This window comes from Paraliobacillus zengyii (genome assembly GCF_003268595.1).
Taxonomy (GTDB): Bacteria; Bacillota; Bacilli; order Bacillales; family Amphibacillaceae; genus Paraliobacillus_A; species Paraliobacillus_A zengyii.
On sequence record NZ_CP029797.1, the window covers coordinates 575,150 to 601,235 of the forward strand.

General features: G+C 37.1%; 25 protein-coding genes and 1 riboswitch. Of the genes, 21 read left to right on the top strand and 4 right to left on the bottom strand.

Annotation, left to right across the window (positions count from 1 at the left end; translation table 11 throughout):
* Positions 1-43: 43 nt before the first annotated feature.
* Positions 44-1,348 (top strand): NCS2 family permease, encoded by a 1,305-nt coding sequence (locus tag DM447_RS02920; RefSeq protein WP_112179818.1) that lies wholly within the window; start codon positions 44-46, stop codon positions 1,346-1,348.
* A gap of 52 nt (positions 1,349-1,400) precedes the next feature.
* Here DM447_RS02920 and DM447_RS02925 read toward each other — a convergent pair whose 3' ends face one another.
* On the bottom strand, positions 1,401-1,835 hold the full coding sequence (locus tag DM447_RS02925; RefSeq protein WP_112179819.1) for an Hsp20/alpha crystallin family protein: 435 nt from the start codon (positions 1,833-1,835) through the stop codon (positions 1,401-1,403).
* A 212-nt stretch (positions 1,836-2,047) separates the two neighbouring features.
* Between DM447_RS02925 and DM447_RS02930 the strand changes: the two genes are divergently transcribed.
* From DM447_RS02930 to DM447_RS03010, 17 genes are all read left to right on the top strand, one after another.
* Positions 2,048-2,635 (top strand): DUF2179 domain-containing protein, encoded by a 588-nt coding sequence (locus DM447_RS02930; protein ID WP_112179820.1) that lies wholly within the window; start codon positions 2,048-2,050, stop codon positions 2,633-2,635.
* Positions 2,589-2,831: an NETI motif-containing protein gene (locus DM447_RS02935; RefSeq protein WP_112179821.1), complete on the top strand. Its 243-nt coding sequence runs from the start codon at positions 2,589-2,591 to the stop codon at positions 2,829-2,831. Before DM447_RS02930 ends, DM447_RS02935 begins: the two co-directional genes overlap by 47 nt.
* Before the next feature lie 80 nt (positions 2,832-2,911).
* Positions 2,912-3,011, top strand: a riboswitch (purine riboswitch).
* Between the two features lie 273 nt (positions 3,012-3,284).
* The gene (gene purE / locus DM447_RS02940) at positions 3,285-3,776 is read left to right on the top strand and encodes a 5-(carboxyamino)imidazole ribonucleotide mutase (RefSeq protein WP_112179822.1); all 492 of its coding nucleotides are present in this window, start codon (positions 3,285-3,287) and stop codon (positions 3,774-3,776) included.
* Positions 3,763-4,914, top strand: a complete 1,152-nt coding sequence (gene purK / locus DM447_RS02945) for a 5-(carboxyamino)imidazole ribonucleotide synthase (RefSeq protein WP_112179823.1) — start codon at positions 3,763-3,765, stop codon at positions 4,912-4,914. Before purE ends, purK begins: the two co-directional genes overlap by 14 nt.
* A complete protein-coding gene (gene purB / locus DM447_RS02950; RefSeq protein WP_112179824.1) occupies positions 4,907-6,202 on the top strand; it encodes an adenylosuccinate lyase in 1,296 nt (431 codons plus the stop codon). The genes purK and purB overlap by 8 nt, the downstream gene beginning before the upstream one ends.
* 24 nt (positions 6,203-6,226) lie before the next feature.
* Positions 6,227-6,940 (top strand): phosphoribosylaminoimidazolesuccinocarboxamide synthase, encoded by a 714-nt coding sequence (purC, locus tag DM447_RS02955; protein WP_112179825.1) that lies wholly within the window; start codon positions 6,227-6,229, stop codon positions 6,938-6,940.
* The gene (purS, locus tag DM447_RS02960; protein ID WP_112179826.1) at positions 6,937-7,188 is read left to right on the top strand and encodes a phosphoribosylformylglycinamidine synthase subunit PurS; all 252 of its coding nucleotides are present in this window, start codon (positions 6,937-6,939) and stop codon (positions 7,186-7,188) included. The genes purC and purS overlap by 4 nt, the downstream gene beginning before the upstream one ends.
* Complete coding sequence (purQ, locus tag DM447_RS02965) at positions 7,185-7,868, top strand: phosphoribosylformylglycinamidine synthase subunit PurQ (RefSeq protein WP_112179827.1); 684 nt, start codon at positions 7,185-7,187, stop codon at positions 7,866-7,868. The genes purS and purQ overlap by 4 nt, the downstream gene beginning before the upstream one ends.
* Positions 7,852-10,080 (top strand): phosphoribosylformylglycinamidine synthase subunit PurL, encoded by a 2,229-nt coding sequence (gene purL, locus DM447_RS02970; RefSeq protein ID WP_112179828.1) that lies wholly within the window; start codon positions 7,852-7,854, stop codon positions 10,078-10,080. Before purQ ends, purL begins: the two co-directional genes overlap by 17 nt.
* Entirely contained in the window at positions 10,056-11,465 is a 1,410-nt protein-coding gene (purF, locus tag DM447_RS02975) for an amidophosphoribosyltransferase (RefSeq protein ID WP_112179829.1), read from the top strand. The genes purL and purF overlap by 25 nt, the downstream gene beginning before the upstream one ends.
* Positions 11,466-11,658: 193 nt before the next feature.
* Positions 11,659-12,687: a phosphoribosylformylglycinamidine cyclo-ligase gene (purM, locus tag DM447_RS02980; protein ID WP_112179830.1), complete on the top strand. Its 1,029-nt coding sequence runs from the start codon at positions 11,659-11,661 to the stop codon at positions 12,685-12,687.
* On the top strand, positions 12,680-13,258 hold the full coding sequence (gene purN / locus DM447_RS02985) for a phosphoribosylglycinamide formyltransferase (protein WP_112179831.1): 579 nt from the start codon (positions 12,680-12,682) through the stop codon (positions 13,256-13,258). Before purM ends, purN begins: the two co-directional genes overlap by 8 nt.
* Before the next feature lie 20 nt (positions 13,259-13,278).
* Entirely contained in the window at positions 13,279-14,814 is a 1,536-nt protein-coding gene (purH, locus tag DM447_RS02990) for a bifunctional phosphoribosylaminoimidazolecarboxamide formyltransferase/IMP cyclohydrolase (protein WP_112179832.1), read from the top strand.
* Positions 14,815-14,840: 26 nt separating this feature from the next.
* Positions 14,841-16,094 (top strand): phosphoribosylamine--glycine ligase, encoded by a 1,254-nt coding sequence (gene purD / locus DM447_RS02995; RefSeq protein ID WP_112179833.1) that lies wholly within the window; start codon positions 14,841-14,843, stop codon positions 16,092-16,094.
* Positions 16,095-16,488: 394 nt separating this feature from the next.
* Positions 16,489-17,244, top strand: coding sequence for an ABC transporter ATP-binding protein (locus tag DM447_RS03000; protein WP_112179834.1), 756 nt, complete (start codon positions 16,489-16,491; stop codon positions 17,242-17,244).
* On the top strand, positions 17,237-18,841 hold the full coding sequence (locus tag DM447_RS03005; protein ID WP_112179835.1) for a hypothetical protein: 1,605 nt from the start codon (positions 17,237-17,239) through the stop codon (positions 18,839-18,841). The genes DM447_RS03000 and DM447_RS03005 overlap by 8 nt, the downstream gene beginning before the upstream one ends.
* A 642-nt stretch (positions 18,842-19,483) precedes the next feature.
* The gene (locus DM447_RS03010) at positions 19,484-19,756 is read left to right on the top strand and encodes a hypothetical protein (RefSeq protein ID WP_112179836.1); all 273 of its coding nucleotides are present in this window, start codon (positions 19,484-19,486) and stop codon (positions 19,754-19,756) included.
* A gap of 73 nt (positions 19,757-19,829) precedes the next feature.
* On the opposite strand, the gene DM447_RS03015 is transcribed toward DM447_RS03010, so the two are convergent.
* Both DM447_RS03015 and DM447_RS03020 read right to left on the bottom strand, forming a co-directional pair.
* A complete protein-coding gene (locus DM447_RS03015; RefSeq protein WP_112179837.1) occupies positions 19,830-21,080 on the bottom strand; it encodes a methyl-accepting chemotaxis protein in 1,251 nt (416 codons plus the stop codon).
* 165 nt (positions 21,081-21,245) lie between these two features.
* Positions 21,246-22,574, bottom strand: coding sequence for a 6-phospho-beta-glucosidase (locus tag DM447_RS03020; RefSeq protein WP_112179838.1), 1,329 nt, complete (start codon positions 22,572-22,574; stop codon positions 21,246-21,248).
* Between the two features lie 897 nt (positions 22,575-23,471).
* Between DM447_RS03020 and DM447_RS03025 the strand changes: the two genes are divergently transcribed.
* Positions 23,472-23,972, top strand: coding sequence for a MogA/MoaB family molybdenum cofactor biosynthesis protein (locus DM447_RS03025; RefSeq protein WP_112179839.1), 501 nt, complete (start codon positions 23,472-23,474; stop codon positions 23,970-23,972).
* Positions 23,973-23,978: 6 nt separating this feature from the next.
* Here DM447_RS03025 and moaC read toward each other — a convergent pair whose 3' ends face one another.
* A complete protein-coding gene (gene moaC, locus DM447_RS03030; RefSeq protein WP_112179840.1) occupies positions 23,979-24,461 on the bottom strand; it encodes a cyclic pyranopterin monophosphate synthase MoaC in 483 nt (160 codons plus the stop codon).
* A gap of 76 nt (positions 24,462-24,537) precedes the next feature.
* Here moaC and modA point away from each other — a divergent pair, with 76 nt between their 5' ends.
* Both modA and modB read left to right on the top strand, forming a co-directional pair.
* A complete protein-coding gene (gene modA, locus DM447_RS03035) occupies positions 24,538-25,344 on the top strand; it encodes a molybdate ABC transporter substrate-binding protein (RefSeq protein WP_112179841.1) in 807 nt (268 codons plus the stop codon).
* Positions 25,345-25,346: 2 nt separating this feature from the next.
* The gene (gene modB / locus DM447_RS03040) at positions 25,347-25,997 is read left to right on the top strand and encodes a molybdate ABC transporter permease subunit (protein WP_198663144.1); all 651 of its coding nucleotides are present in this window, start codon (positions 25,347-25,349) and stop codon (positions 25,995-25,997) included.
* Positions 25,998-26,086 lie beyond the last annotated feature (89 nt).

Below are 26,086 nucleotides of genomic sequence, written 5' to 3' on the forward strand. Positions count from 1 at the left end.
GGTAAGGGTGTTTTTTAATTCGACGAAAGAGGGGGAAATAAAAGTGAAGAATTTTTTTGAATTTGAACAACTTGGAACAAATTATCGTACAGAAATTATTGCAGGTCTTACAACGTTCTTATCTATGGCTTATATTTTATTTGTTAATCCAAGTACATTAACTGTTGATGGTACTACTGGTATGGATCCAGGTGCAGTGTTTACAGCTACGGCGTTAGCGGCAGCTGTTGGTACACTCGTTATGGGATTACTTGCGAAATATCCGATCGCATTAGCACCAGGAATGGGTTTAAATGCATTCTTTGCTTATACGGTTGTATTAGGTTATGGCATCCCATGGGAAACTGCACTTAGTGGTGTACTCGTTTCGGGACTTATCTTTGTTCTATTAACACTTTCTGGGCTGCGAGAAAAAATTATTAATGCGATACCATCTAGTTTAAAAATGGCTGTAGGTGCAGGTATTGGTCTCTTTATTGCTTTTATTGGGTTTCAAAACTCTGGAATTATTGTTGGTGATGAAGCTACAATGGTGGCACTTGGTGATATTACAAGTGGGAACACACTCTTAGCTGTCTTTGGTGTAGTTATCACGGTCATTTTAATTACACTAGGTATCAAGGGTGGTATTTTTTATGGAATGGTCGTTACCGCAATTGCCGGTATGATTTTTGGTTTAGTTGATGCACCTAGCGCTATTGTTAGTGCACCTCCTAGCTTAGCGCCAACATTCGGTCAAGCATTTTTACATTTAGGTGATGTATTTACATTGCAAATGGTCGGAATTATTTTAACTTTCTTGTTTGTTGACTTTTTTGATACAGCTGGTACATTGGTTGCTGTTGCGACTAAAGCAGGTTTGATGAAAGATAACAAATTACCTAAAGCTGGTAAAGCGTTGTTCTCTGACTCTACTGCAACAGTTGTGGGAGCAACATTAGGTACATCAACTACTACTGCCTATGTGGAATCGGCGACTGGGGTAAGTGCTGGTGGACGATCAGGTTTCACAGCAGTTGTAACAGCCTTTTTCTTTTTATTGGCTTTGTTATTCTCACCATTATTAAGTGTTGTCACATCAGCAGTAACGGCACCAGCTTTAATTATTGTTGGTGTCATGATGGTAACAGCATTAAAAGATATTGAATGGGACCAATTTGAAATTGCGGTTCCCGCCTTTTTAACTGTTATTATGATGCCACTTGCATATAGTATTGCAACAGGAATTGCATTTGGTTTTATTTTCTATCCAATTACGATGCTTGCAAAAGGGAAAGGTAAAGATATTAACCCTATTATGTGGTTCTTATTTATTGTCTTTGTTCTCTATCTTGCATTTTTAAGCTAATTGTTATAAAAGAAGTTTTAACTGCGTACAATCAGTTAAAGCTTCTTTTTCATTATTCTTCATCTAATTGGTTAATTTCTAGTCGTTTTTTCTTGCTTTTTTCTTGCATTAGCCGATGTAATCGAATGATTAATAATCCATACTGATATGTCGCCTCAATTTTATCTTCACGGACAGGATAAGGTAAGTCTAGTTTTCGGTTAAATGTTCCGTGTAAAATTTCTTCCTTAATAATCTGACCACGATGATGTTCAATCGTAATTGTACCGTTTAATTCTAGTTCAGTTTGGTTAACAAAAATATCAATTTTTTTACTATCTTTTAATCCAGGAAGGCTTACATAACAAATGATTTCTTTCTCTGTTTGATACATATTTATGTGTGGAATCGGTGGTTTAAGTACATCGTCAAATTCGTTCCAAAACTTATCTCCAAAAAAATGATCCATATTTTGCTTCCAATCCTGCATGTGTTCAAATGGTTTCATAGCAGCATCCTCCTTATAAGACATTCTACTTGTGTTATTCCTTTCATTTTTATTAAAATCAGCTACAATAGAAGTGAATCTTAGTTGCAGTTTATGCAGCTTTCCTAGTCTGGGTGATTAACATAATAAAGAACGAATAGACGTAAAATGGTTAATTGAACAAGGATTGTGGAATTATAGGTAATATAATATAAATATGGGAGGACTTTAGTTTGTTAGAGAATGCATTAGTCATGCTAGGTATCATTTTAGCTATTAATATTGTATATGTTTCCCTTTCAACGTTAAGAGTTATCTTAACGTTGAAAGGGAAAAGATATGTCGCAGCAGGTATGGGTATGTTTGAGATTACGTTTTATACTTTGGGCTTAGGTTTAGTCCTAGATAATCTTGATCGTATTGAGAACTTAATTGCCTATGCGGTAGGTTATGGAATTGGTGTTATTGTTGGTTCGAAAATTGAAGAAAAATTAGCACTTGGCTATATAACAGTCAATGTAATTTCATCTAATCCTGATATTCAATTTACGAAGCAACTACGTGATAAAGGCTATGGTGTAACCAGTTGGTATGCATACGGTATGGATGGTGATCGACTATCGATGCAAATTCTGACTCCAAGAAAGTATGAATTAAATTTATATAAAACAATTAAAGAAATTGATCCAAAAGCATTTATTATCGCTTACGAACCAAAACAAATTATTGGTGGTTTCTGGGTGAAACAAGTAAAGAGAGGACGAATTTCAAAAAGTGTCGAACAACAACAAGAAGAGGCGGAAAGACAACCAGCCGAATAAAAAGAGGTTTGTACTGGAAGAAGGAGAAACAATTGATGCTTGTTTAGATCGGATTAGAGAAGCTGGCTATCAACCAATCAGACGATCGGAGAAACCAATATTCCAAGAAAAAATCCAAGGTGATCAAAATAGTCTAGAACCTGTTGCAAGAGAGATTACCTTTGATACTGTACGACTAAACACGAACGTTAATTAATAAGGATATTTAATCGTTCGATATTAATTGACGTATTATCATTTCCTTGTTATCATAAATATGCAACACAACAAATCTAATAAACTAAATAATAAGTACCTCATATAATTTTGGGAATATGGCCCAATAGTCTCTACCCGTTACCGTAAATGATGGACTATGAGGGAAGATGATTCATTGCTACATTTATTCTATAGTCACGCTTTGGAGAGGGTTCGTGGTAGAACGTTCAGTTATATTCTTAATTGTATAACGTTAGTGAACGATTCCTTTCAAGAGACGATAGATGAATGCTGTAGTGCTGTTTTTACTTGTGCAATAATGTCAACAACAAGGCCTATTCATCTTCTCTCATAAATAGAGAGATGAATAGGCCTTTTCTATCTATTTTTTTATAACGTATTCGGGATATATCAGATAAAATAAAGAACAAGTAGGAAATGAGGGGAAACAATGGCCATAGTTGGTGTAATCATGGGGAGTATTTCTGATTGGGACACAATGAAGCATACATGTGATGTTTTAGAAGAATTAGGTATTGCATATGAAAAAGAAGTGATCTCTGCACATCGTACTCCAGAAGATATGTTTACTTACGCAGAAACAGCTCGAAATAAAGGGATAAAAGTAATTATTGCTGGAGCTGGTGGTGCAGCACATTTACCTGGTATGGTTGCTGCTAAAACGACACTACCTGTTATTGGTGTCCCTATTCAAACAAAAAGTTTAAATGGATTAGACTCGCTTTTATCTATTGTACAGATGCCAGGTGGTGTCCCAGTCGCGACAGTAGCGATAGGTCAAGCAGGAGCGAAGAATGCAGCGATTCTAGCAACACAAATTATTGGTGCATTTGAATCAGATTTTGCGAATCGATTAGGAAACTATCAAAAACAAATGAAAGAAAAAGTGTTAGAAATGAGGGATGACCTTGCAAAGCAATAAATTACTATTCGGATCTACAATAGGAATTATTGGTGGTGGTCAGCTCGGTCGAATGATGGCAACAACTGCTAAACATATGGGATATTCGATTGTTGTTCTCGATCCAACACCAGATTGTCCAGCAGCCCAAGTAGCAGATCAACAACTGGTCGCAGCATATAATGATCGAGATGCGATTGTGCAACTCACGGATATCTGTGATGTTATTACGTACGAGTTTGAGAATGTTGATCTTGAAGCTGCAAGATATATAGAAGAAAGAGGTTTGCTTCCACAAGGGTCAACTTCACTGAAAATCACCCAAGATCGTGAACAAGAAAAAAATGCAATTGTCCAAAGTAGTCAACCAGTAGCTAGTTTTAAAATTGTCGAAACAAAATTAGAAGTACAACAAGCGATTGAATCTATTGGTTTTCCAGCTGTAATTAAAACCTGTCGTGGTGGATATGATGGGAAGGGACAACAAAAACTAGAGGCATTAGAAGATATGGAGAAGGCAATTGAATTTGTTGACGTAAATGGTCGTTCTATTGTCGAAAAATGGGTGGCATTTGATAAAGAAATTTCGATTATTTTCACAAGAGGACATGACGGTGATGTTACGTTCTTTCCAATTGCTGAGAATACACATAAAGATCATGTGTTACAAACGACTAGTGTTCCAGCTGAGATTTCAGAAAAGGTTGCAGACAAAGCAAGAGAAGCTGCGAAATCTATTGCTGAAACAATAGGTGTAATTGGAACGTTTGCGATTGAAATGTTCGTTGACGGAGAAGCTATTTTGATAAATGAAATGGCTCCTCGTCCACATAATTCTGGTCATTATACGATAGAGGCTTGTAATGTATCACAGTTTGAACAACATATTCGAGCAATTTGTGGGCTGCCATTAATAGACATACATTTCCACGGCGCAGCCATTATGATTAATTTATTGGGTGAAGATGTTGCCCGATTTATGGAAAGAATCGATGAAATAGGGGACGCACATATTCATATGTACGGTAAAAAAGAAAATAAACCGAAACGAAAAATGGGCCATGTCACCTATATAGGAAATGAACTAGCTAAACTTGAACAAAACTTAGTAAATAAACGAATTATACATAAAAATCAGGAGGTTATTTCAAATGATTGAACGCTATACACGAGAAGAAATAGGAGCTATCTGGACAGATGAAAATAAATATAAAGCGTGGTTAGAGGTAGAAATATTAGCGTGTGAGGCATGGAGTGAATTAGGCGCTATCCCTAAAGAAGATGTCACCACATTACGGAAAAATGCATCATTTGATGTTTCTCGTATTTTGGAAATTGAACAAGAAACGCGTCATGACGTTGTAGCATTTACGAGAGCTGTGTCGGAAACATTAGGAGAAGAAAGAAAATGGGTACATTACGGTTTAACTTCAACAGATGTTGTCGATACCGCGCTATCTTATATAATCAAGCAAGCAAACACAATTATTCGTAAAGATATTGAGAACTTCATTGAAATATTAAAAGAGAAAGCAATTGAACACAAGCATACTGTCATGATGGGTAGAACACATGGTGTCCACGCTGAGCCAACTACATTTGGTTTGAAAATGGCCCTTTGGTACGAAGAAATGAAACGTAATTTAGAACGTTTTAACGCAGCAGCAGAAGTAATTGAAACAGGTAAATTATCTGGAGCAGTTGGAACATATGCAAATATTGACCCATTTGTAGAAGAGTATGTTTGTAAAGAACTTGGATTAGCAGCAGCACCTGTTTCAACACAGACATTGCAACGCGATCGTCATGCGCAGTATGTTGCTGCACTAGCTTTGGTCGCAACCTCAATTGAGAAATTTGCTACAGAAGTTCGTGGCTTGCAAAAAACAGAAACGCGCGAAGTGGAAGAATTCTTTGCGAAAGGTCAAAAAGGTTCTTCAGCAATGCCGCACAAACGTAATCCAATTGGTTCAGAGAATATGACAGGAATGGCACGTGTAATCAGAGGATACATGATGACGGCGTATGAAAATGTATCGTTATGGCACGAACGTGATATTTCACACTCTTCTGCTGAACGTGTAATTTTACCGGATGCAACGATTGCGCTTGACTATATGCTTACACGCTTTAGTAATATCATTAAGAATCTAACTGTCTTCCCTGAAAATATGAAGCGTAATATTGATCGAACGTACGGCGTTATCTTCTCACAACGTGTGTTGCTTTCCTTAATTGATGCGGGTATGAGTCGTGAAAAGGCATATGATATTGTCCAACCAAATGCGATGAAAGCATGGGAGAATGCTATCCCATTCCGTGAATTAATTGAAGTCGAAGAAGAAATTACAAGTAGGCTTTCCAGTGAACAAATTGCTGCATGTTTTGATTACAACTATCATTTAAAAAATGTCGATCGTATTTTTACCAAAATTGGTTTAGCTTAAATTATACGAAAGAGGTGATGTGCTTTGAAAGAAAATCTGTTATACGAAGGCAAAGCAAAACAAGTGTATACCGTCGTAAATGATCCGGATTCACTCATTTTATCTTATAAAAATGAAGCGACAGCATTTAATGGTGAGAAGAAAGCAACAATCTCTGGTAAAGGTCGATACAATAACTTGATTGCAGCAAAGGTATTTGAGTATCTAGACAAACATGGAATATCTAGTCATTTTAAACAAACATTGAATGATACCGAGCAATTGGTGGAGAAAACAACAATTATTCCAATTGAGGTGGTTGTCCGTAATGTTGCGGCAGGAAGTATTACACGTCGCTTAGGTATAACAGAGAAAAAAGCATTTAACCCGCCACTCGTTGAATTCTTTTATAAAAAGGATGAGCTTGGAGATCCAATCATTAATGATGCTCATGCGCTTTTTTTAACAGATGCAACAGAAGCTGATTTAACAGAAATCAAAGATATCGCACGTAAAGTAAATAAAGAGCTTCAAGTACTTTTTAAAGAAGTGAATTTACAATTAGTAGATTTCAAATTAGAGTTTGGTAAAAACGCAGCAGGAAAAATTGTTCTCTCTGATGAAATATCTCCAGATACATGTCGTTTGTGGGATCTTGAAACAGGAGAGAAGATGGATAAAGATGTATTTCGTGAGGATTTAGGCGATTTGGTCCACGTATATGATCAAATTTTAACACGACTGGAGGCAGTAAAATGAAAAAGGTAAAAATACACATCACATTAAAAGAAGGTGTACTTGATCCTCAAGGAAAAGCAGTACAAGGGTCTTTAAACACACTAGGGTACGAGGCTGTTCAAAAAGTGCGTGTCGGTAAATACATGGAGTTATATGTTGAAGACAGTGCAAACATCGAACAACAGATTGAAGATATGTGTGTGAAGTTACTTGCCAATCCAGTAATTGAAGATTATCACTATACCGTGGAGGAGGGAGTCACACAGTGAAATTTGCAGTGATTGTTTTCCCAGGATCTAATTGTGACCGAGATATGTATCATGCATCTAAGGATGCTTTAGGTGAAGAGGCTGATCTTGTTTGGTATGCTGATGCAAATCTAGCAAGCTATGATGCTATCCTTTTACCAGGAGGTTTCTCTTATGGTGATTACTTGCGTACTGGTGCGATTGCATCTACTTCAACTATCGTTAGTCAGTTGAAAATACAAGCAGACAAAGGCGTACCTATTTTAGGTGTATGTAATGGATTTCAAATTTTATTAGAATCAGGACTTCTACCAGGAGCCATGTTGAAAAATAAAAATTTAAAATTCATGTGTCGTTTTGAACAACTGATGGTGGAAAATAATCATACAATCTTTACGACTGCCTACGGTGAGAAAGAAGTTATTTCGCTTCCAATTGCACATGGAGAAGGCAACTACTATTGTGATCCAACAGCACTTGCTTCATTAAAAGCGAATAACCAGATTGTGTTTAGCTATGTAAATAATCCAAACGGATCTGTTGCTGATATTGCCGGGATTGTTAATGAACGAGGTAATGTTTTAGGAATGATGCCACATCCAGAGCGTGCTGTGGAAGCACTCTTAGGCTGTGATGATGGGTTAAAGCTATTTAAATCAATGTTAGAAAATTGGAGGGAAGCATATGTTGCAGGCGCCTGAGATAACTCCCGAAGTAATTGAACAAGACCAACTCTATCGAGAAATGGGTTTAACCGATCAAGAATATCAATCCGTTAAAAATATTCTAGGAAGACTACCAAATCACACAGAAACTGGTATATACTCCGTGATGTGGTCTGAGCATTGTAGTTATAAAACATCTAAACCGTTATTAAGAAAGTTTCCAACCGAAGCACCGCATGTTATTCAAGGACCTGGTGAAGGTGCAGGTGTCGTTGATATCGGTGACGGACAAGCAGTTGTGTTTAAAGTAGAGAGTCACAATCATCCATCAGCAGTTGAACCATATCAAGGTGCAGCTACAGGTGTTGGTGGAATTATTCGAGATATCTTCTCAATGGGTGCAAGACCAATTGCTGTATTAAACTCATTACGTTTCGGTAATCTGACAAGCGGACGTGTTAAATACTTATTAGAAGAAATTGTACATGGAATTGCAGGATACGGGAATTGTGTGGGTGTTCCAACAGTTGGTGGTGAAATACAGTTCGATGATTGTTATGAAGGTAATCCGCTTGTTAATGCAATGTGTGTTGGCATCATCGATCAAAAGGATATACAAAAAGGTATCGCAGCAGGACTTGGTAACACGGTTCTTTATGTTGGTTCCAAGACAGGACGCGACGGGATTCATGGTGCGACCTTTGCTTCGGAAGATTTAACAGAAGACTCAGAAAGTAAACGTTCGAATGTGCAAGTTGGTGATCCATTTATGGAGAAGCTTTTAATTGAAGCGTGCTTAGAGGTAATTCACTCGGATGCACTTGTAGGTATGCAAGATATGGGAGCGGCTGGTCTAACTTCATCGGCAAGTGAGATGGCGAGTAAGGCTGGTATGGGAATGGAAATGAATTTAGATCTCATCCCACAACGCGAACAAGATATGACGCCTTATGAGATGATGTTGTCTGAATCACAGGAACGGATGCTACTTGTTGTTAAGAAAGGGCGCGAACAGGAAATTGTAGCTGTTTTTGAGAAATACGGGCTTGAAGCTGTAGCAGTTGGTCAGGTAACAGATGACAAACAGTTCCGTTTAGTGCATAAGGGTGAAGTAGTAACAGATATTCCTGTTGACTCTTTAGCTGAAGATGCGCCTGTTTACCATAAACTATCAAAAGTACCGGCTTATTTCGAAGAATTTCAACAAATGCCAGTATATCTTCCCAATGTGACAGATCATGCTGAGTTATTGAAAAAGTTAATCCAACAGCCAACTATTGCAAGTAAAGAGTACGTATACGATCAATATGATTCAATGGTACAAACGAACACTGTACTCGCACCTGGATCGGATGCAGCGGTTATTCGAGTACGTGGTTATGATAAAGCATTGGCGATGACAACTGATTGTAATTCACGCTATATTTACTTGGATCCAGAAACTGGAGGAAAGATCGCTGTGGCAGAAGCAGCGCGAAATATTATTTGTTCAGGTGCTAAACCACTAGCGTTAACAGATGGTTTGAACTTTGGTAATCCGGATAAACCCGAAATCTTCTGGCAGATGGAGAAAAGTGTAGATGGTATGAGTGCTGCTAGCTTACGTTTAAATACGCCAGTTATTAGTGGAAACGTGTCCTTATACAATGAGTCCAAGGGTCAGGCGATTTTTCCAACACCAGTTGTTGGAATGGTTGGTGTACATGCGTCACTTGCTCACATTACCACTTCTTTCTTTAAAAATGATGGCGATCTGATTTATGTGATTGGTGAAACAAGACCAGAGTTCGGTGGAAGTGAGTTACAAAACGTACTAGAAGGAAAATACTTTGGCAAAGCGCCAACAATCGATTTGGATGTGGAGGCAACACGTCAACAAGAAGTATTGCAAGCAATTCAAGCAGGACTTGTCGTATCTGCACATGATCTGGCAGAGGGTGGATTGGCTGTTGCTTTAGCTGAAAGTCTATTTAGTCAAGCGGGGCTCGGTTGTGAAGTAGAGCTAGCTGGTGATACAACGACTGCATTATTTAGTGAAACACAATCTCGCTTTCTCGTTTCTGTTAAAAAAGAAAATCAAATAAAATTCGAAAAAATCATACAGGGTGCTAATTTAATAGGTAATGTAACAGCTACTAACCAGTTAGTTATTACAGCTAATCATCAAGATGTGATAAAAGAAGAGATAGAAAATATCCACGCGTTGTGGAAAGGAGCTATTCCATGCTTGCTGAAATCAAAGGCTTAAACGAAGAATGTGGCGTTTTTGCTATATGGGGTCATGAAAAAGCAGCCGAAATGACATATTACGGGTTACATGCCATGCAGCATCGTGGTCAAGAAGGTGCTGGTATCGTAACAAGTGACAGGGAAGAGCTCCATTTGCATAAAGGGAACGGACTAATTAATGAGGTTTTTGAAAAAGGTGAGATTAGTAGATTAAACGGAAATGCCGCTTTAGGTCATGTTCGTTACGCGACGCAGGGTGGTGGCGGTTATGATAATGTCCAACCACTTGTATTTCGTTCACAGAAGAAGAGTATGGCACTTGCACATAACGGAAATTTAGTAAATGCGACAGCGTTAAAGAATCAATTGGAAGCACAAGGTAGTATCATGCAGACAACCTCCGATACAGAGGTTATTGCGCATCTCATTAAACGAAGTGGTCACTTAGAAATGGAAGAGGCGTTGAAACAAGCACTTGGTATGATCAAAGGTGCTTATGCATTTTCTATCTTAACGGAAGATAAACTGTTTGTTGCATTAGATCCGCGTGGATTAAGACCTCTCTCGATTGGTAAACTAGGCGATGCTTATGTTGTTGCTTCAGAGACTTGTGCGTTTGATTTAATTGGTGCGACGTATTTACGTGAAGTAAAGCCAGGAGAATTGATAACGATTGATGATGATGGACTTAGAACGACTATGTTTTCGTCACCAATGCAACGTACACTTTGCTCGATGGAATATGTCTATTTCTCTCGTCCAGATAGTGATTTAGATGGTTTAAATGTCCATGCAAGTCGGAAAACGATGGGCAAACAACTCGCAAGTGAAGCGCCTATTGAAGCGGATGTTGTTACTGGTGTACCAGATTCTAGTATTTCGGCTGCAATTGGTTTCTCTGAAGCGAGTGGTATTCCATATGAACTTGGATTAATTAAAAATAGATATGTAGGTCGTACATTTATTCAACCTTCTCAAGAGTTACGTGAACAAGGAGTAAAGATGAAGCTCTCACCTGTTCGTGGAATTGTTAAGGGAAAAAGAGTTGTGATGGTTGATGATTCGATTGTTCGTGGAACGACATGCCGACGTATTGTTGGATTGTTGAAGGAAGCGGGTGCGACTGAAGTACACGTTCGAATTGCTTCTCCACCAATTAAAAACCCTTGCTATTACGGGATTGATACATCGAACAAAGGTGAATTGATCGCTTCTAATTACAGTATTGAGGAGATGCGTAAAGAAATAGGTGCTGATAGTCTAGCTTTTCTAACTACAGAGGGTTTGGAACAATCAATTGTTACCGAAGAATCAATGAATCATGGCATATGTAAAGCGTGTTTTACTGGGAATTACCCAACGGAGATATATCCAGATACGATCATTCCTGCTTACAAAGCTTGATTTTTTAGAAAACCATTAAAAGAGTGTGTTCAAAAAGTCGGTAAATTAGAAGCAAGCAGGTCGAGGTGGCGAAGTTTCTGATGACCAGAGTGTAGATCTCCCCTACATAAGGACCGGAAGAACAAGCCAACGAAGAGATGCGCCGCTTAGCATTTGATGATTTTTTGAACAACCTCTAAAAGGAGTTAAATAGATGAGCGATATTTATAAAGACGCCGGTGTTGATGTACACGCAGGTTACAAAGCGGTAGACTTAATGAAGAAGCATATTCAAACAACGAATCGCAAAGAAGTAATTGGTGGTGTTGGTGCGTTTGCTGGCCTTTTTGATTTAAGTGGTTTTTCTTATAAAGAACCTGTTTTAATTTCAGGGACAGACGGTGTTGGAACCAAGCTGAAACTGGCATTTGCGCTTGATCAACATGACACGGTTGGAATAGATCTAGTTGCTATGTGTGTGAATGATGTTGTCGCACAAGGTGCTGATCCATTATTCTTACTTGATTACATTGCTTGCGGAAAAAACAAGCCAACGCAAATCGAACAAATTGTTAAAGGTATCAGCGCGGGTTGTGTTGAGAGTGGTAGTGCATTAATTGGTGGAGAAACAGCCGAAATGCCTGGTATGTACCAGGATGGTGAATATGATCTTGCTGGATTTGTTGTCGGAATTGCAGAGAAACAAGCCGTTATCACTGGAGCTGAGATAGAAGTTGGCGATAAAGTGATCGGAATTGCTTCTAGTGGTGTACACTCTAATGGCTTTTCGCTTGTTCGGAAAATAATTGCAGACAAAGGTTTAGCATATACCGATTATATTGAAGAATTAGGTGACACATTGGGCAATGTGTTGCTAACACCTACAAAAATATATGCAAAAGCGATTAAACAATTAAAAGGTGACATCTCTATTAAAGGAGTTAGTCATGTAACTGGTGGCGGTTTTTACGAGAATATTCCACGCGCATTGCCAATTGGTCTTGGTGTTACGATTAAACAGGATAGTTGGAAAGTACCTGCAATTTTCCCTTATTTACAAAAACAAGCTGATTTCACTTTTGAAGAAATGCTAGGCGTCTTTAATATGGGTGTCGGAATGGCAATTGTTGTAGCGCCCCATGAAGTCGATATTGCCTTGCAATTATTAGCAGATAGTGGAGAAGATGCTGCAGAGATTGGGGAAGTGACAGCAGAATCTGGGGTGAAACTGATTGATGCATAAAACAAAGATCGCTGTTTTTGCTTCTGGAACAGGTAGTAACTATGATGCTTTAGTAGCAGCAATTCAATCAGGTGCTTTATCATGTGAGATCGTTTTACTTGTATCAGACAAACTTACAGCAAAAGTAGTAGAAAAGGCGAAACAAAATAGTACACCTTGTTTTGTGTTTGATCCTAAACAGTATGATCAAAAGGCAGATTTTGAAGCAGAAATTGTCGAGCAGTTAAGTCAGATGGAAGCAGAATGGATTGTATTAGCTGGATATATGCGTTTAATTGGCTCCACGCTACTACAACCTTATGAAGGAAAGATTCTAAATATCCACCCATCCTTATTGCCAGCTTTTCCTGGATTGGATGCAATTGGACAAGCCTTTAAAGCAGGGGTTAAAATTACTGGTGTGACCATTCACATTGTCGATGAAGGAATGGACACCGGGAAAATCCTTGCGCAAGAAGCAGTTACAGTAAATCCAGAAATGACGGAATCAGAATTGCAAACGAAGATTCAAAGTATCGAGCATAAGCTTTATCCACAAACCATTCAACAGATTATAAAGCAAATGAAGTGAAAATCGAAAGGAGATCAACGATGAAAAAACGTGCATTATTAAGTGTTTCCGACAAAAGCAATCTAGTAGAATTTGCAAAAGGATTAGATGAACTTGGCTACGAGTTAATTTCTACTGGTGGCACATTAAAGACTCTAAAAGAAGCGGGGTTACCTGCATTGCCAGTCTCAGCCGTAACTAATTTTGATGAGATATTAGATGGACGAGTTAAAACATTACATCCCTTTATCCATGCAGGAGTGCTTGCACGACGAGATGATCCATCCCATCAAAAACAATTAGAAGAAAGAGATATCCATCCTATTGATGTAGTAGTAGTCAATTTATATCCTTTTAAAGATACGATTGCCAAAGAAAGTGTCACAGAAGAAGATGCTATTGAAAACATTGATATTGGTGGCCCAACGATGCTACGTTCAGCTGCAAAGAATTTCCGTGATGTTACGGTTGTTGTTGATCCGTCAGATTATGACGCTGTAATTGAAATACTGAAAACAGAAGATCCAACAGTAGAATTCCGTAAACAGTTAGCGGCGAAAGTATTTAGACATACGGCAAATTACGATGCAATGATTGCAAAATATTTTATAGATATTACTGGGGCCCAAGATCCAGAAACCTATACCGTTACATACGAAAAAGTACAATCTTTACGTTATGGTGAAAACCCACATCAACAAGCTTCTTTCTATAAAGAAGGTAATGTAAAAGGTGCCTCGATTGCTGGTGCGAAACAATTACATGGAAAAGAACTTTCTTACAATAACATTCAAGATGCAAATGCAGCATTAGAAATTGTTTTAGAATTTGATGAACAGCCTGCTGCAGTAGCGGTTAAACATATGAATCCATGTGGTGTTGGAATTGGTGAAACAATTGCTTCGGCTTACGAAAAGGCTTATCAAGGGGATCCAGTTTCCATTTTTGGTGGAATTGTTGCGCTCAATCGTGAAGTTGATGCGGAAACAGCTAATCAGCTAAAAGAAATTTTCTTAGAAATCGTTATTGCACCAAGTTTCTCAGAAAAGGCCTTAGAAATTCTAACGGTCAAACCAAATATCCGTTTATTAGAAACTTCGATGAAAAAAGATGAAGCAGATGGAGAAAAAGTAGTAAGTGTTATGGGTGGTTTACTTGTCCAAGATCGTGATACTGGATCTGTAACAGCTGATGATATTACTATTGCGACTGAACGTAAGCCAGATCCTGCTGAATTAGCGGAACTATTGTTTGCTTGGAAAGTTGTCAAACATGTAAAGTCTAATGCAATTGTGGTAGCAAAAGCTGACCAAACCATTGGTGTAGGCGCAGGTCAAATGAATCGTGTAGGTGCAGCATCAATTGCTTTTGAACAAGCAGGTGAGAAGGCAGTAGGAGCTGTAATGGCATCAGATGCATTCTTCCCAATGCCAGATACAGTTGAGGCTGCGGCAAAAGCTGGTATTAAAGCAATCATTCAACCGGGTGGATCTAAACGTGATCAAGATTCAATTGATGCATGTAATAAGCATGGTATTGTTATGGTAATGACGAAAATGCGCCATTTCAAACATTAAAAATAAGCCTAGTTGAGGTGATGTAAATGAAGGTTTTAGTTATTGGAAGTGGTGGAAGAGAACATGCTATCGTTCAAAAATTAAAGCAGAGTAAACAAGGTCTTGATATCTTTGTTGCACCTGGAAACGGTGGTATTGCGAGTCAAGCAACTTGTGTCCCTATTAAAGACGATGATATCGAAGGACTGTTAAAGTTTGCTAAGGAAAACGCAATTGATTATACAATTGTTGGTCCAGAGATCGCATTAACAGAAGGTGTCGTGAATGCTTTTGAAGCGGAAGGATTACAAATATTCGGACCTACTAAAGAAGCCGCACTAATTGAGGGGAGCAAGGACTTTGCCAAAGCGTTTATGAAAAAACACAATATTCCTACAGCTGATTATCAAACATTTACGGAAGTTGAAGCTGCCAAGGCTTATCTGGAGGAAAAAGGTGCTCCTATTGTTGTAAAAGCAGATGGTTTAGCAGCTGGTAAAGGCGTTGTCGTAGCAACAACGCTTGAGCAAGCAATTGAAGCTGTCGAATCTATGTTAGTAGATAACTGTTTTGGTGATGCTGGGAGTCGCGTTGTTATTGAAGAATTTCTTGCTGGTAAAGAATTCTCTTTAATGGCTTTTGTCCACGGAGAGAACGTCTATCCAATGATGCCTGCAAGAGATCACAAACGTGCCTATGATCATGACCAAGGGCCAAATACTGGTGGTATGGGCGCTTTTTCTCCAGTACCTGATCTTGATCAAGCCAAAGTGGACTTTGCTGTAGAGCATATTTTAAAACCAACAGCAAAAGGAATGATGGAAGAAGGACGTTCTTTTACTGGTATTCTTTACGGTGGATTAATTGAAACACCAGCAGGACCTAAAGTGATTGAATTTAATGCACGGTTAGGTGATCCAGAAACACAGGTTGTATTACCTTTATTAGAAAACGAATTAATGCAAGTGATAGTCGACGTGAAAAACGGTGATGATCCGCAATTAACGTGGAAAAAAGGCTATGCAATTGGAACAGTTGTTGCTTCAAAAGGTTATCCTGGTAGCTATCAAAAGGAAGTCCAGCTACCTGATTTAACAAATGAATCAGATTGTTTCGTTATACATGCAGGTACTGGGTTGTCATCTTCAGGATCTTTCTATTCAACAGGTGGACGTGTGTTACTTGTTGGAGCAGTTGAAAAGAATCCAGAAGATGCCCGAGAAAAAGTATATCAATATGTAAAAGCGTTTGATCAAACAGATGATTTTTTCTATCGAAAAGATATCGGATCAACGAAATAATTAGAATAGTAGCGTCTACAAAGTATAGACTTTGTAGGCGTTTTTTTGAAAAAGCTATAAACTTAGACATAACGTGCTATACCCGCTACGGAAGCAAAGGCTATTTTTAATAAAAATGCAATTAATCAGGCGAAAAGAGTGATAATCGGGCGAATATGCAATTAATCGGGCGAAAAGAATGATAATCGAGCGAAAATGCAATTAAACGAGCGAAAAGAATGATAATTTAGTAATAAATAAAGAACGGCTAAAAGGTGAAACTTTTCAGCCGTTTATTTTGTATTATATAATAATTAAAAAGGTAAATTATGTTAAGCTAAAGATACTAACGTATAGGAAGGTGAGGCGTATCGAATTCAGTCATGAGAGTGTGCTAAAGATTGAAGATTTGACGATGAGTTTTAGCGGAAAAAAAGTGTTGGTTGGGATTGACTTGGAAGTATTTCGTGGTCAAATTATTGGTTATATCGGTCCAAATGGTGCTGGTAAAAGTACAACGGTAAAAATTATCCTTGGGCTCTTAGAAGGATACCAAGGTAAGGTTGAAATTTTTGGTCAAGATATTGCAAAAGGTGATGTGTCATATAAAAGGAAAATCGGCTATGTTCCCGAAAGCGGTGAAGTTTACGATAATTTGACAGCTTTAGAATATGTTACGTTTATCGGACAACTATATGGCATGTCTGAGGAAGAAGTAGAAGTGAAAACAATCCAGTTATTAGATAAATTCGGTATGCGTGATTCCCTACATCAAAGAATTTCTTCTTTTTCAAAAGGTATGAAACAGAAACTGCTTATTATCTCAAGTGTCATTCATGACCCAGAGCTACTGTTTTTTGATGAGCCATTAAATGGTTTGGATGCAAATAGTGTGATGATTATCAAAGAGATGATGACGCTCTTGGCTGCAGAAGGAAAAACAATCTTTTACTCGTCTCATATTATGGATGTCGTTGAGAAAATAAGTAACCGTATTGTCTTATTAAAGGATGGTAAAATTGTAGCAGACGGTACATTTGGTCAATTGAAGGAGAAAAATGAGGAAGGTACACTTGAGCAAATCTTTAATCAGTTAACGGGATTTGATAACCATCAAGAGATCGCTAAAGAGGTAATCACAATCGTACATGGAGATCGTTCATATGAGTGATTTTTTTACATTAAAAGTATTAGATCGTTTTAAGCGCCTCTTTCCACTGTTTGGTGTTAACTATCCAGTAATGCGTAGAATTTTAGCGATTAAGTTAACAATGGATCAACGACGTGTACCGACTATTTTTCAAGATATGAAACAAAAAGAAAACGGAAATCCATTAGTAAAGTCATTACTTTTATATGGATTTTATGGATTAATTCTAATTCCGTTTATTCTGATGGATGATAATTTTTTATTTCAAATGAGTATTGTGTTTGGCATTTTTATGTTTATCTTGATGACATCAATGATATCCGATTTTTCCACCGTATTACTTGATGTTCGTGATAAAACGATCTTACATACGAAGCCAATTAACAGTAAGACAATTAGTGCAGCTAAACTAATTCATGTCATCATTTACATGAGTCAAATAACTGGATCATTTGTTATGATACCATTGATTGTAGCGGGTGCTGTTCAAGGTATTGGATTTGCTTTGCTATTTTTAGCTGAAATTATTTTGAATGCACTATTTATTATCGTAGTAACGGCCTTGTTTTACATCTTTATTTTACGATTCTTTGATGGAGAGAAACTAAAAGACTTCATTAACTATGTCCAAATCTTTCTATCGGTTACAATATTGATAGGTTATCAGATTGTCGCTCGATCATTTGAATTCGTTGATTTAAATGTGCAATTTGACTGGCAGTGGTGGCATTTACTTTTACCACCTGTTTGGTTTGCGGCACCATTTGAATGGTTTCTTTCAGGTAATCAATCTATGTACACTATTTTATTTTCTATTATGGCACTTGTTATACCAATTCTATCGATTGTACTTTACTTATATCTAGTTCCGTCATTTGAACGTAATCTACAGAAATTATTAGAAACAAGTGGAACGAAGAGATCGAAAGGACTAAAATGGGAAAGGTTTTTAGCGAAGCTCAGCTGTGGTAGTCAGGAAGAACGAACAGTGTTTCGTTTCGCTAGTAAGATGCTTCGACAGGAACGAGAATTTAAACTAAAAGTCTATCCTTCACTAGGGTTCTCTATTGTTATGCCGTTTATCATTCTCTTTAATGTCCTACGCACCGGCCTTGATTCGCCTAATGCATATTTAACTATTTATTTTTGTAACCTAATGATTCCGAATATTGTTCATATGTTAAAGTTTTCAGGTAGTTATAAAGGAGCATGGATCTATCGTACGCTTCCGTTTTTAAAACCAAAAGCGATTTATCGTGCTACTTTAAAAGCCTTCTTATTTCAATTGTATATGCCAGTAATCTTGGTCATTAGTTGTATCTTTATGGGTTTTTTTTCATTTCATTTGTTACCAGATGTTATAGCAATCATTTTAACTGGCTGGCTTTATGCATTAATATGCTATAAATTAATGAACAATCAACAGTATCCGTTTTCTGAATCCTTTTCATTTGCCCAAAATATTAATACAGGAAGCATGATTCTACTCATCTCATTAATCGGTATATTCACGCTCATGCACTATTTAGTTAGCTTACTCCCATTTGGCGTTTATTTCTATAATATTATATTGGCTATAATCAATTGGATTGCATGGAAAAAGGTATTTGATAAGTAAGTTACTCAACTTTCTCACTTGAAAAATAAGCACTAAACGTTGGCTGTTATGAGTTTTGACATGTAACATGATTTAAAAAAGATGTTTATTACTGAATAAACATAGACTATGCGATAACTGCCATGTTGATTTCCGCTACAGGCAGTCGCTTTTCGCGGGAAAATTTTTTCGGGGGTACATTACAAATCTTAGGCCCAAAAAGCGCTTTCCGAAGTGGATCTTCAGATCTTGCTTTTCCCGCAGGAGTCGACTGCCTTACGCTACATTCAATCAGCATAATGTGAGAAGCTGTTGTCATAAGCACAATAAAACTTATTGACCAGCAGATAATATATTAATTTTAACCTTTATCCAGCGTATCAAATGAAATTGGCGACACTCCTGTAGGAACAGCGCGGGCTGAAGATCCATTCTGTAAAACGGTTTTCTTTAAAGATTTAGCTGAAGCCGTGCCTACGGAAAGGGAGTCAATTTTATTTGAGGAGCAGGTAAGAACTTTATGCCTCTTACCGCATAGTTTCTCTCAAGTGCGTCAGAACAAATGCACGGATGATTGCCAAAGAAGCGTGAAGTCAACTCCAATTTTGGATTGTGAGACTTTCTTGTTGGGTATTGAAATTATTTTGAATGAGGAGTGAATAAATGGAATATCTACTTATAACCATATCTATTCTTATCATAATTTCTTTATCAAGTAAGGTGGATAAATTGGAAGGTCATATAAAAGGAATGCAATATAAATTAGATCAATTAGTTAAACAATCGGGAATACCTGAACACCCGATAAATGATGATTTACGTGAACTAATAAAAGAAGGTAAAGATATAAAAGCAGTTAAAAAAGCAAGAGAAACATTAGGTCTTTCTTTGTTAGAAGGAAAACAATATATTGATAAATTAAAATCTGAAGTATAATTCACTTTATAAAAAAGCAACATGCGGCACATTTTATTGTGCATGTTGCTTAAGTATTTTTGTGATTCCCTTATTAAAATGATGCTTTTAGTGCTTCTAATTCTTGCTGTACTTCTTCTGTTTTTGTCAATTGGTCTGTCAATGTTGTGTTTAAGTGCATAATTTTTTCGGTTGTATCCTCTGTTTTATTTGTAACGTACTCCATTGTGGTTGTTATTTCAAGGCTTGCTTTCGAAACATCTTGACTGTTTGTATTAACTTTTTCGATAGATTTAATGTTTGTCATAATTGTTGAAGCAATATCCTCAAAACTAGTGTTGATTTCTAATATTTTTTCTGATTCGTGATTAATATTATTGGCACGTTCTTCCGACTGACTTGCAATGTTCTGGACATCTTCTAAAATTCGGTCTACCGTTTTTGTGATTTGTTCTGTTGCATCAACAGATCTTTCTGCTAGCTTACGAACTTCCTCTGCTACAACTGAAAAACCTTTTCCATTTTCTCCAGCACGTGCTGCTTCAATGGATGCATTTAAGGCAAGTAAATTAGTCTGTTCTGAAATATCGTTAATTAATGTAACAACTTCGTTTATTCTTAGAATTTCATCTGCAAGTTGAACGATTTTATTTTTCGCGTTTTCAGAGTTACTAGCGATTTTCTCCATCGTTTCGGACGAATCATTAATTTGCTTTACGCCGTCCTCTGTCTTCATCTTCATGTGATGGAATGCATCAGTTAAGTTTGATAAGTCGTCTGTAATTGTTTGGAATTGATTATTCATATTATCCGCAACTGCTGTCGTTTCTTCAAAAGAACCTAATTGTTCTTGGGAAGTTGCTGATATATCCTCAAAATGTTCACTAATTGATTTTATCTCATCCGTTAAATTATTAACACGTTCCGAAATGTTAGTTGATCTTTCTTCGACTAAATGAATTTGATCTTGTTGCTTTAATTGAAAGTCTTCTATACTTGCAAATAATTTATTCAATTGTCCTCCCAATAAACCAATTTCATTATTTTCTTTCGATTGAATACGAGTATCGAGTTCGCCATTTTCAAATTGTTGAATTTTCTGTTCCATATCTTTAATAGGCTTCAATATGTAATAGCGTAAAAAGCCTCCAATCAAAATTGTGGTGACAACAATGTTCATTAGATTATTGATCCAAATACCAATTATCCCTAAATTAATGTTTGTCATTTCAATTAAACTTAAAATAAAATTTGAAATAGTTGTATTTAACAGTAAGACAATGATTAGTGCGATGATAATTCGAAATTGGATATGCTGCCAGATTGGTAGTTTTTTTGTTTCCATTTTTATAATTCCTCTCGAAACTAGTATTTTTTATATGCTCTGATATATACCCCGATTATTTAAAGATAAACCTTTATTTATAATTATTTTATCCTAGGCATATATAACTGGTTCATAAAGGAAAAATAACGCGCTAATCATATCGATTAGCGCGTGTTTCTAATGCTATGCATTCACCTTTGTGAAAAATTGTGGTAGATGTTCTTTATGTGCTTCCATCATTTCATCAATAATTTCCTTTGCTATTGTATCTGATGGAGTTAATGGATTAATAGTTAGGGCTAAGACGACTTTATCGTAATCCCCGGTTACTGCAGCTTCAGCTGAAATACGTTCAAATGATTTAATTTGTTGTACTAATCCGCGGACAGCCACTGGCAAATCACCCATTGTAATAGGTTTCGGACCATCTTTGGTAATGACACAGCTAACTTCAACAGCTGAATCATTGGGAATACTTGCGATTGCGCCATTGTTTCTAGTGTTTACTGGTTGGATGTCTCGTTTGTCATTATAAATAGAAGTAATTAAACGAACAGCTGCATCAGAATAATAGGCGCCGCCACGTTCTTGTAATTGTGGTGGTTTACTATCTAATTCAGGATCTTTATACAATTCAAAAAGTTCTTTTTCTAATTTTTGAACGACTTCTGCACGAGTACCTTCTTTTTCAGCATTCTTAACATTTTTCTCTAGCATTTGTTTCGATTTGTAGTAATAATTATGGTAAGGACAAGTTAAGGCATCAAGACTTTTAATGAATTCTGGTTCCCAGCCTAAGCCCTCAATGTTTTTCACAAAGCTACTATTCTCTGGATTTGATAATAAGTCAATTACTTCTTTTTTAACACTTTTTCCATCTACATAGACATCTAATCCGTAAACCATATGATTAAGTCCAGCGAAATCGATATGAATACGAGAATGATCTACATCTAATAATTTAGCAATACCCATCTCCATACCAATAGGTACATTGCACAGGCCAACAATTTTGGTAATGTTAGAATAACGAAGAACGGCTTCTGTCACCATTCCCGCTGGGTTAGTAAAGTTAATCAACCATGCATTCGGACATAGTCGTTCGATGTCCTTACAAATTTCAAGAATCACCGGGATGGTGCGTAATCCTTTAAATAAGCCGCCGGGGCCGTTGGTTTCTTGACCAAGTACACCGTATTTCATTGGAATGCGTTCGTCTTTTGCACGTGCTTCTAGTAAACCAACGCGAAATTGTGTCGTAACAAAATCAGCACCTTTTAATGCTTCTTCCCTGTCTAATGTTAAATGAATCTCAATTGGAAGACCTGCCTTTTTTACCATACGTCTTGCTAAAGCGCCAACTATTTCTAGTTTATCTTTACCAGCTTCGATATCAACTAACCAAAGCTCACGAATGGATAATTCATGATAATGATTAATAAAACCTTCCATTAATTCTGGGGTGTAACTTGAGCCGCCACCAATTGTCGCAATTTTTAATCCCTTCGTCATAAGAATCCCTCCAAATTGATTGTAAGTACCCTTCTTTCAACATAGAGTAAAGGCTTACAATGTTTATGTTTCAATTTTAGCTTGTAAAGAAGTTTCCGTATAGATAAAACGAACATCTAGTTTTAAATTACAGTTAAAGGAATATGTCACATAGACGTAACAGGGTGTTTCAACTACAATAAAAGATAACTATTCTATTAATAACTCAACTTTCTCACTTAAAAAATAAGCGCTAAACGTTGGCTGTTATAAGTTTGGTTTGTGTTCCTTATAAAACTTGACACGATTAAAAAATGTTTAGTAATGAAAACCCATAAAATCTGTCGTAACTGCAATGTTGATTTCCGCTGCAGGCAGTCGCTTTCCGCGGGCAAGTCTTCAGCTAACTTCGAAAAGCAAAAAGCACTTTCCGAAGTGGATCTTCAGATCTTGCTTTTCCCGCAGGATTCGACTGCCTTACGCTTCAATCAGCTCAGCATATTGTAAGCACCTGTTGTTATAAGTATAAATAAAAATTTATGACAAGAAGCTATTTTAACCTCTATCCAGCGCATCAAATGAAATTGACGAGACTCCAGTAGGAACAGCACATGTTTTCGATGGGATGAGTAATCGCAGTCCCACGGGCTGAAGATCCATTCGGTAAAGCGTTTTTCTTTACCGAATTAGCTGAAGCCGTGCCTACGGAAAGGAAGTCAATTTCATTTGAGGAGCGGGTAAGAACTTTATGCCTCTTGCGGCGGAATTTCTCTCAAGTGCGTCAGGTCAAACATACGGATGATAACCAAAGAAGGTGAAGTCAATTTCTATTTTGGATTATGAGACTACGTTGATATACTAAGGCTTAACTGCCTGTTTTACAGTACGAAAGTTGAGTTAATAAGAAAGGACCTGATTATGACACATCTTGATAATGATAAAATTAAAAATGTTCGCTGTATGGTTATAACAGTGAGTGATACGCGAGATAAAGAAACGGATAAAAGTGGACAAGCTATTAAGGGATTTCTCGAAGAAAATGATCACCTGCTACAAGATTACGTGATTGTAAAAGATGAAAAAGAAGAGATTAATAAAGCGATCCAACAGGGGTTAGCAGATGTACAAGTTGAAGCTATTTTATTAAATGGAGGGACAGGTATTGCGAAGCGTGATGTCACAATAGAAGTTGTACAAAGCGTTTTAGAGAAGGAATTGCCAGGGTTTGGTGAATTATTCCGTTATTTAAGCTATCAATATGATATTGGATCTGCTGCGATATTATCTCGTGCAACAGCAGGAGTAGCACGAGATACAGCCATATTTGCAATGCCAGGATCAACTGGAGCGGTTAAACTTGCTATGGAGCGATTAGTTTTACCTGAGTTGATCCATGTCATAACAGAGATAAAAAAATAAGGCTATTTATCGTTGATAATCGCCGCTTTTTCCGCCAGTTTTTGTTAACAAGAATGTTGGACCTAGTATCATTCCTTTATCTACTGCTTTACACATGTCATACACAGTTAAACCTGTCACAGAGGCGGCGGTGAGTGCCTCCATTTCCACGCCTGTGCTTCCTTTTGTTTTGACTTCTACCTCGATAATAAGGGACTGTTTATCGTTATCTTGGCTTTCCCAACTAAAGCTTATATTTACACCACTTAAAGGTAAGGGATGACACATTGGAATGATCGTTGAAGTTTGCTTTGCTGCCATAATACCAGCAACTTGAGCAACGGCAAGTACATCACCCTTAGCAAATGCGTGCTGTGTTATTTTTTGATAAATTTCTTGATTAACAATTACGCGTGACTGACTAACAGCAGTACGAGTCGTTTCCTGTTTATCCGTTATATCGACCATTTTTGCTCTACCTTCTGAATTAAAATGAGAAAATTCAGTCATGTTGATCACCTCTTATGTTATTATAACAAAATATAGAATGGACGTCTGTGCTAGAATGAAGGGAAGGAAGAGAAAAATGCAAAAAAAACAAATATTGTGTTTGCTAATTGGTAGCCTACTTATATTAACAACAGCATGTGTGCAAAATTCAAAAGGTAGCAATGAGGAAAAAGTAGAGTTAACTATTTCAGCGGCTGCTAGTTTGACAGATGTAATGGATGAACTAGTAACAGTTTTTGAAGAAGACCATACAAACATTCAAATCCAACTGAATTTGGGTTCATCTGGTGCTTTACAACAACAAATTGAACAAGGTGCACCGACTGATCTATTTATTTCAGCGGCAGAAGATAAATTAATTTATTTACTAGAGAAGAATTTAATAGATGATAGATATTACCAGACTATTGTTGAGAATAGCTTGGTATTGATTGCGAATAAAGAAGCTAATTCTACTATTACCTCCTTTGAAGATTTATTAGAAACAGATGTGAAAAAGATCGCAATTGGCACACCTGAAAGTGTCCCGGCTGGCGCATACGCGAAACAAACGTTAGAGCAGTTAGGATTGTATCAGACGTTATCTGAAAAAGATAAACTAATACCTGCTAAAGATGTTCGTCAAGTTTTACAGTATGTCGAGACAAATAATGTCGATGCAGGGATTGTTTATCAGACAGATGCAATACAGTCGGATTTAGTAGAGATTGTAGCGGTAGCAGATCAAGCTGATCATGACAGAATTGCTTATCCTGCTGGGGTTGTGAAAGATACAGCCCATGGACCAGAAGCAATCTTATTTTATGATTTTTTAACATCAGAACAGGCAACGACTATATTTAAAGAATATGGATTTCGTTCAGTAGGGAGCGAAAACGATTGAATATGACATTTTGGCAACCAATACAACTCTCTATAATTGTAGCATTTGTTGCCACGTTATTTGTCGTTATTACTGGAATAACAATGGCATGGTTAATGACGAAAAAGCGTTTACCAGCTAAATTATTAATAGAAACGATGCTATTATTGCCGATTGTATTACCACCGACTGTAATAGGTTTTTTATTAATTATACTTTTCGGACGTAATGGTTGGATTGGGGAAATTATTCACTTTTTTAGTGGGCAGTCCATTATATTTACGATAACTGCCGCTATTATTGCCGCTATAGTTGTCGCGTTTCCTTTAATGTATCAAACTGTTAAGCTAGGGTTTCAATCGATTGATCGAGATATAGAAGATGCTGCTCAAGTCGACGGTGGAAACGAATGGCACGTTTTTCGTTTTGTTTCTTTACCACTATGCTATAAACCGATTATTGCAGGCTTTATTTTAAGTTTTGCACGTGCATTGGGAGAATTCGGTGCGACTGTAATGTTTGCTGGTAATATTCCTGGAAAGACCCAGACCATTCCACTGGCTATTTATGTGGCGTTTGAATCAAATCAAATGCAACTTGCATGGGCGTGGGTTATTTCCATTGTAGCTATTTCGTTTGTCATGTTACTCCTTTTGCGTAAAGTAAATCAGTAATGTATGTCAATGTTGTTTAATGATAAATTAAAAGAGCGATGATAGTTGGACATACTTTTGCTATAATTATGGAGAAGAACTGCAGATAA